This is a genomic window from Moorena sp. SIO4A5 (assembly GCF_010672005.1).
Taxonomy (GTDB): domain Bacteria; phylum Cyanobacteriota; class Cyanobacteriia; order Cyanobacteriales; family Coleofasciculaceae; genus Moorena.
In genome coordinates this window covers 1-3,302 of the sequence record NZ_JAAHHZ010000544.1, presented here as the reverse complement: position 1 = coordinate 3,302, position 3,302 = coordinate 1, and the positions used below count along the sequence as shown (strand labels likewise).

At 42.2% G+C, this 3,302-nt stretch carries 2 protein-coding genes; one reads left to right on the top strand and one right to left on the bottom strand.

Annotated features, from left to right (window positions below; translation table 11 throughout):
- The coding region (locus F6K57_RS40700; protein WP_293074633.1) for a protein kinase at positions 1-480 on the bottom strand (480 nt) is incomplete at its 3' end.
- A gap of 417 nt (positions 481-897) precedes the next feature.
- Here F6K57_RS40700 and F6K57_RS40695 point away from each other — a divergent pair.
- The gene (locus tag F6K57_RS40695) at positions 898-3,075 is read left to right on the top strand and encodes a protein kinase (protein ID WP_293074631.1); all 2,178 of its coding nucleotides are present in this window, start codon (positions 898-900) and stop codon (positions 3,073-3,075) included.
- Positions 3,076-3,302: the final 227 nt, after the last annotated feature.

Below are 3,302 nucleotides of genomic sequence, written 5' to 3'. Positions count from 1 at the left end.
GGCAAAACCGAAGTCTACTAGATACACCTTCAAGTTACCCTGTCTATCAACCAAAATATTTTCTGGTTTAATATCTCGATGAATCACAGGAGGTTGCCGCCGTTGCAAGTAAACCAAGACTTCCAAGACCGCGATCGCAATTTGCTTAACTTCTTCTGGTGTCCAGTGGTAATCTTCCGCGAGGGAAGGTGCTGGTTTATATTCTTGGACTAAGCAAAATCCAGTGGGAGTGTCAAAAGAATCGATATAGCGAGGAATGCTAGGATGATTTAGCTGCTGCAGGAGTTTAATTTCTCGTTCATAAGTGTCGTATTCTGCCCAGCTAGTACCTAATTGGGAAAACTGCAACTGCTTAATCACAACCGGTTGCTGAGTCTCCAGTTGTGTCGCCAGGTAGGTGACTCTACCCCCAGCGTGATTTTGTCCTAACTCTTGTTTAATTTCATAGCCCTGGGGGCTAAAGTCTAGATCCTTGCTCATAGTGCTAATTTCAACTTTCCATGTTTAAGAAGCGGATATGATGACCACCGAAGAACACACATCTAATCTCTATCCTGGCATATAGTTTTTATACCCAGTTGCTTTCTGTTGTAGCAAATGAGGACAACATCCGGAGAGGGAAGAAGGGTGAAGAGTGGAAGCTTTGGGGTTGTCAACAATTGTCATATCATCCCGCAACGGGAGTAACGCCCATGATTAAAATTACTGATCACTGATAGGTGATTTAATATATCTTATTTAATATAGCTGATTTAATATAGCTGATTGCTTACATCCCATTTCCTACCGGGTGACGCTACCGCAAATCCAATTACTTCTATCAACCACTAATTCCGGAAACACTGTTGGTTTCTTGAAAAAAACTAAATAGAAGTGATTTTGGTAGGAAAAAATTTTTTGAAAATTAATCCAAATCATTCCCTATGGGGAAAGCTCCTCAACGGGCGTTATAAAATCATTGAATCTCTAAGTGCTGGGGCATTTGGCAAAACCTATATCGCAGAGGATACCCGACAACACGGTCATCCCCGCTATGTGATTAAGTATCTTCAGCCCAAAAGCGATGATCCTCAAAAATGGCAATTTCTTAAGCGTCTCTGGCTTAATGAAGCTCAAAGCTTGATCAAACTGGGTAGCCATAATCAAATTCCCCGTCTACTTGATTATTTTGAAGATAACCAGGGATTTTACTTAGTTCAAAACTTAATTGTCGGAGAAACTCTTAGTACTGAACTGCCAATCAGCCAAAACAGTAATAAACGCTTTAGCGAAAACCAGTGCATTGAACTATTAGAAGATGTTCTAGGCATTCTAGAATTTATTCACCGCCAAGGGATAATTCATAGAGACCTCAAACCCAATAACCTAATCAGACGAGGGTCAGACCGTAGGCTAGTTTTGATTGACTTTGGTGCTGCTGAGCTGATTAATTCAAAGCCAATCAAAGCCCATCTGACCGAGTATCCACGGTCTGATGCATCCAGCACAATTCGTCCCTTCGCCTACATACCCCCAGAGCAACTTGCTGGTCAATCCTTTCCTAACAGTGACATTTATTCCCTAGGAATGATTGCGATTCACGCCCTCACAGGCATGACCCCAATGCAATTGGCTGACCCTGAGACTGGTGAGATTCATTGGCGAAACCATGTATCGGTTAGCGATAAAATGGCGTTTGTACTCAACCATATGGTCTCTTACAACAGCAAATTGCGTTATCAGTCAGCAAATGATGCATTAATCGTACTTAAAACACTCATGTCTACTCAAAGTCCTGAGTTAAAAGTATCTATTGCTAAGTCTGACTCAGAACTGATAACCGAGCACTCAGCACTCAGTATCAAGTTTAGTGACAATGACACTCTTGAATTCAACGTTCTGGATACTCAGTCTGACTCAGAACTGATAACGGAGCACTCAGCACTCAGTATCGAGTTTAGTGACAATGACACTTTTGAATTAAGCGTGCTGGATACTAAGTCTGACTCAAGGGTTAGCATTGAAGACTCAGCACTGACTAGGGAGTCTAGCTCACAAGAATTAAAACAGGCAGCGCTATTGTCTGACTCAGGAGTCAAAACTGAGCAGGAAACACTCAGCACTCAAGACTCAAAAACTAGTAATAACGACTCAGCACTTAGCAATTATGAGCCTGACTTACATTGGAAAGTGTATGTCCGTGAATTCGCCCTGTATAGCTGGCCAAAATTGCCACCTTTACTGAAAAGAATCGGAGTCGGAGCAGCAAGCTCCAATGGTATAGCGATTTTAATCGGACTTTATGCTCTACTGAATGCTTCTGCGTCTCGTTCTGAATTTGATATTCTACAAAAGGCAATCAAACACTATCAAGCCGGTGATTTGGAGGAAGCGATCGCACTAGCAGAATCGATTCCTAGCGATAGTCTGATCTATGAACAATCCCTAAATACGGTTCAACAGTGGCAGCAACAATGGCAAGGTGCTGAAGCTCTATTTAAGGCTACAGAGCAAGCCTTTTATCAAGAACGATGGTCAGATGTGCTTGAGGGATACGATAAAATGCCCTCAATTGGCTTTTGGCAAAAGAAGATGGAGCCCTTAGTCAAGAAGGCAAAACCTCGCCTTGAGGCAGAAGCCCAAGGGTTATTAAAGCAAGCCTACAAACAAGCATTAGCCCAAGACTTTAGCAATGCGATCGCACTACTCGAACAAATCCATCCAGAAACCCCCACCGGTGCTAAAGTCCAACCAAAGCTGAAGGAATATCAGCAAAAGCAACAGATTCGAGCAGAGTATTTGTTACAAGAAGCCTATGAACAAGGAGGACAGGGTAACTTTATTCAAGCGCTAGTTTATTTGTCTCAAATCCCTAAAGAAACCCCGACCTACCAGAAAGCGAGAATCAAGATAGCTGAGTATTCCCGTAAGCAGCATTTAAAGGAAGAAGTGGAACGACAAGCGGCATTAGCTAGAGCAGTGTTAGAAAAACAAAGGCAATCAGGGGTTAACCAAAAACCGTTGCTCAAGGTCAACGTTGAATCAAGCCGTTCCCCACTCAAGCATGGGCTACAGTGGCAAGAAGTCAACGATTAGGATAGTATTGTTGACTACTGACTGGTGACTACTGACTGGTGACTACTGACTGGCTTATATTTACTTGACTGCTTAGTGTTAACTATTTATTGTTTACTTTACCTTGTACTCAAAACTCCCGACACCACAGTGATTTCAAAAAAATTTGCGAAAGTACTTGCCAGACTTTGTACTGTATGATTATAATAAGTAGATGTGAAGAGCAATTGTTTGGCAATCCTCAGTAG